Raw genomic sequence first — 4,238 nt, forward strand, 5'->3', positions numbered from 1 at the left:
AAATCCTTGAACTCGATGCCGGAGGCATGCACCTGGTCCTCCACCAACTGGAAGCGGCGGACAAATTTCTTGATGTTTTGGTTCAGCAGTTCTTCCGGGTTGTGCCCCAGAAAGCGGCTGACGTTCACCACGGAGAAAAGCAAATCCCCGAGCTCGTCGCGGGTATCTTCCTCGTGCTTCCGACCGATGGCCTCTTTGACTTCATCGATTTCTTCATGCAACTTGGCAAAGACATCGTCGATGTTGTCCCAATCGAATCCGGCACGGGCGGCGCGCTTCTGAATCTGATGCGCTTTCTGGAGCGCCGGCAAATGTTTCGGAATACCGGCAACGATGGATTTCGGCGCTTCGCCCTCGCCCTGTTTTTCGGTCTTCTTGATGGCGTCCCAATTTTGCAGCACCTCGTCCGCATTGGAAACCTCCACCTCACCAAAAACATGCGGATGCCGGCGGATCAGCTTTTCCGAAATCCCTTCGGCCACCCGATCGAAATCAAACTCGCCGGCTTCGGCCGAAATCTGCGCATGAAACACCACCTGCAACAGCAGGTCGCCCAGCTCCTCTTCAAGCGCGGAAGGGTCGCCGCTTTCGATCGCGTCGATCACCTCATACGCCTCCTCGATCAAATCCGACTTCAGCGACTCATGCGTCTGCTTGATATCCCACGGACATCCGTCCGGGGCCCGTAGCTTCCGCATCACCGCCAACAACCGTTCCATCCCCTCGCCTGCCTTTGCCATATCCTGCGCCTCCAATAAAAAAAAGGCACCTCGAAGGTGCCTTTTCGCTTAGGATCACCGATCCTACTGTTGAGCCGTAATGGCCGAAACCAGCGCGGCCTGCTGCTGAAGACCGACAAACTGCTGTTTGTTTTCGCCATCCTTGAGCAGGATCAGCGTCGGAATGGAACGGATGCCGTATTTGGCCGCCAGCTCCGGGTTTTCATCGACATTAACCTTGGCGATGATGGCCTTTTCGCCCACTTCCGCCGCAACTTTCTCGAGGATTGGAGTCTGCATTTTGCAAGGTCCGCACCAAGGTGCCCAGAAGTCAACCAGAACAACGCCACCCTTGGTGGACTCTTCATAGTTACTGCCGCTCAGTTCAATTACGCCTTCTGCCATGTTTTTTCTCCAGTGTTATTTTTGAAATCAGACGGATCATTCCATGTTGCGTTCAAAAATTAAATACCAAACCGCTACCATTTGTTGGAATGGAGCCGTGCTTCGTCGAAGCGGTATTCCGGCGGCAGCACTTCGTTCGGGACGCCCATCGCGAGCAGCGCAAACGGAACGATGGACTCGGGGATTCCGAGTACCTTGCGGCAAAGCGCTTCGCGCTCCGCCAGCGGGTGGACCGCAATCCAAACGCAACCAATGCCGATATCGTGGGCGGCGAGCTGCATATTCTGGGCGGCGCACGAGCAGTCCTGCGGCCAGAACCCCGGATAGATCTCTTTCGACACATCGCAGCACACCAGGACCATGAAGGTCGATTCGGCCAGCATTTCGGTGCCGCCCATTCCGGTGAATTGACGGATCACCTCGGGATCATCCAACGTGACGAAGTGCCACGGTCGCGCATCGGCGGCCGACGGCGCATTCATCGCGGCCTCCAAAATAATCTTGCGTTCCTCCGGGGTTACGGGCTCGTTGGTCCAAGTGCGGATGCTTCGGCGAGTCATCAGGGCTTTGATCGTTTCCATCTGAAATTTCCTTTCGTTGGGCACAAAGATACAATCCCCCCCCGATTGCGCAACGGGTTTTCACGGGAAAGTCAGACGGCAAGCACGCACTTGAGGTCTTCTTCGTAGGCGTCGACGATTTCCGGCACCTCGTTTTCCAGCTCCACCAACCGGTGGCGGATGGCGACCCGCCGGGTCCATTCGGTGCCCGGCGCATGGAATTCATGGACGAGCAACTCCACTTCGGCGCGGATATCCCGGGGGATCCGATCCCTCGCGCACCCGGCGGGAAACGAGTGGCATAGCCGCTCGAAATCCAACCAGCGATACCCGACATGGCGCAACCCGGCCAGCACAACCAACGAGCAACACGCCAGAATGATCTCGCCCACGCCGCGCCGGGCCAAAGCGATTACGCAGGAAAACAAGTAGACGACGAAAAGGAGGACATAGAGGAGAAATAGCAGGCGTTTCACCATTTCCATGGGACTGTTCAAATCACGACACACGGTACGCGCTCCGTTTCAACACGTGAATCATCCACCCGACCCAAGATTCTGTCCACAATCATTTTGCATCAAAACCTCCGCTCCACTACTCTCCCGCGCCATGTATAAAAAGAAACAGATGGTGGAGGTCGAGATCATCGACCTAGGCGACAAAAACCAGAGCTTCGGACGGCTCGAGGACGGCATTTCCATATTCGTGCAGGGACCGGCCGCAGTCGGCGACACGGTGAAAGCCGAGATTTTCAAGGTAAAGAAAAAATACCTGGTCGCCCGCATGTGCGAGCTCGTCGAGCCATCGCCCCACCGCATCGATCCGGTCTGCCCCTACTTCGGACTCTGCGGCGGTTGCAAATGGCAGCACATGAACTACGCCGAACAGCTCCGTCTCAAACGCAAGCAGGTGCAGGATGCCCTCGAACACCTTGGCGGATTCAAAGAGATCGAATGCGAGCCCGCCCTCGCCGCCCCCAACCTGTTCGGCTACCGCAACAAGATGGATTTTTCCTTCACCGACCTGCGCTACCTCACGCCCGATGAAATGGGCATCGAGCCCGGAGCGCACGCGAAGCCGCTCGACTTCGCCGTCGGCTTCCACGCCCCCGGCTGCTTCTCCAAGGCGATCGACATCGACCACTGCGACCTCTCCACCGAAGAGATGAACATCACGCTCAACACCGTTCGCAAGTTCTGCCTGGCGCACCGCGACGAGCTGCCGATCTACTCCACCCACACCCATACCGGCGAGCTGCGCAATCTCGTGGTCCGCCACGGCGGCCATACGGGCGAGTTCATGGTCAACCTCGTCACGTCGACCCACCAAGCGGAATTGATGGAACAACTGTGCGTCGCCCTGAAAGATGCGCTTGGCGACCGCCTGACCACCTTCGTCAACAACACCACCTCCGCCAAGAACACCGTGGCCTTCGGCGAAAAGGAATTCGTGCTCTACGGCCCCGGCTACATTACCGACCGACTGGGCGACTACACCTACCGCATCTCGGCCAACTCCTTTTTCCAGACCAACACCGTCCAGGCCGAAAAACTCTACAACGAAATCCTCAAGGCCGCCCAACTGAAGGAGACCGACCTCGTCTACGACCTCTTCTGCGGTACCGGCTCCATCACCCTGTTCGCCTCCGGGCACTGCCAAAAGGTGCTCGGCGTCGAACTCGTCGAAAGCTCCGTGCGCGATGCCCGCGAAAACGCCAAGCGCCACAACGTCGACAACTGCGAGTTCATCCAGCTCGACATGAAGGACTTCAGGAAGATCGAACCCGAGCTCCGCGAATTCGGCGCGCCCGACGTGGTCATCACCGACCCGCCGCGCGCCGGCATGAACCCCAAGGCCGTCAAGATGCTCCTGGAGATCGCCCCGCCCGTCATCGTCTACGTCAGCTGCAACCCCGCTTCGCTTGCGCGCGACGGACAAATGTTCTGCGAAGAGGGACAATACAGGCTCGTCTCCTGCCAACCGATCGACATGTTCCCCCAGACCAACCACGTCGAGAGCGTCGCCCGCTTCGAACGCTGCCGGTAGCGGCGCCTCCATCATCAAGCCCATGCCGCGGCATGGGGCGGCCCCCTACAGGGAGCACGGAAACCAACGAAAAGAATCTCAAGCGTTGCCAAGCCCCCCGGCCGCCTGCTATAAACCCGCTCCGTTTTATCGCCCGCCATAGGCTCACGGCCTCTGCCGGGTGCAAAACGTCACGAATGCCCAGGTGGTGAAATAGGTAGACACAAGGGACTTAAACTCCCTCGGCCATTGCGGCTGTGCCGGTTCGAGTCCGGCCCCGGGCACCACTTTTTCTTCCATATTCGACCGTTGATTCCGGGGCCAAACCAGTGGCGGGCGTCCTCCAGGGCCCGTCACCCAATACGCATGCGCATCGTTTTATTGCCGCGAATCAATGCTTATTTTTCTCGTCACCCGCATGAAACAAATTTAAAGTCGTAAACATTCAACAAGTAAGACAGGAGATCATCATGGCTACAAACCCGGCAGGAAAAGGCACCAAGACCATCGGCATCAACATGCAACAGAA

The 4,238-nt window shown here is 57.8% G+C and carries 5 protein-coding genes and 1 tRNA gene; 2 read left to right on the plus strand and 4 right to left on the minus strand.

All coding sequences use genetic code 11. From position 1 onward, the window contains the following. The 4 genes from mazG to ABYO54_RS14690 form a co-directional block, all read right to left on the minus strand. The coding region (gene mazG, locus ABYO54_RS14675; RefSeq protein ID WP_372808990.1) for a nucleoside triphosphate pyrophosphohydrolase at nt 1-740 on the minus strand (740 nt) is incomplete at its 3' end. A 63-nt stretch (nt 741-803) separates the two neighbouring features. Then, nucleotides 804-1,124: a thioredoxin gene (gene trxA, locus ABYO54_RS14680; protein WP_372808991.1), complete on the minus strand. Its 321-nt coding sequence runs from the start codon at nt 1,122-1,124 to the stop codon at nt 804-806. A 74-nt stretch (nt 1,125-1,198) separates the two neighbouring features. Continuing rightward, complete coding sequence (locus tag ABYO54_RS14685; RefSeq protein WP_372808992.1) at nt 1,199-1,705, minus strand: nitroreductase family protein; 507 nt, start codon at nt 1,703-1,705, stop codon at nt 1,199-1,201. A 71-nt stretch (nt 1,706-1,776) separates the two neighbouring features. Further along, nucleotides 1,777-2,169 carry a hypothetical protein gene (locus tag ABYO54_RS14690; protein WP_372808993.1) on the minus strand — a complete coding sequence of 131 codons (393 nt, stop codon included), beginning with the start codon at nt 2,167-2,169 and terminating at the stop codon, nt 1,777-1,779. 124 nt (nt 2,170-2,293) lie between these two features. Here ABYO54_RS14690 and rlmD point away from each other — a divergent pair, with 124 nt between their 5' ends. Together rlmD and ABYO54_RS14700 are read left to right on the plus strand one after the other, a co-directional pair. Further along, a complete protein-coding gene (rlmD, locus tag ABYO54_RS14695; protein WP_372808994.1) occupies nt 2,294-3,730 on the plus strand; it encodes a 23S rRNA (uracil(1939)-C(5))-methyltransferase RlmD in 1,437 nt (478 codons plus the stop codon). Between the two features lie 178 nt (nt 3,731-3,908). Continuing rightward, nucleotides 3,909-3,996: transfer RNA gene (locus ABYO54_RS14700), tRNA-Leu, on the plus strand. Nucleotides 3,997-4,238: the final 242 nt, after the last annotated feature.

Origin of the sequence: Pontiella sp. (assembly GCF_041622395.1) — a bacterium.
In the GTDB taxonomy this organism is placed as follows: domain Bacteria; phylum Verrucomicrobiota; class Kiritimatiellia; order Kiritimatiellales; family Pontiellaceae; genus Pontiella.

Excerpts from the sequence above, each read along its gene's own strand:
- trxA (WP_372808991.1), bottom strand. The coding sequence starts at position 1,124 with ATGGCAGAAGGCGTAATTGAACTGAGCGGCAGTAACTATGAAGAGTCC.
- ABYO54_RS14685 (WP_372808992.1), bottom strand. The coding sequence starts at position 1,705 with ATGGAAACGATCAAAGCCCTGATGACTCGCCGAAGCATCCGCACTTGG.
- ABYO54_RS14690 (WP_372808993.1), bottom strand. The coding sequence starts at position 2,169 with ATGGAAATGGTGAAACGCCTGCTATTTCTCCTCTATGTCCTCCTTTTC.
- rlmD (WP_372808994.1), top strand. The coding sequence starts at position 2,294 with ATGTATAAAAAGAAACAGATGGTGGAGGTCGAGATCATCGACCTAGGC.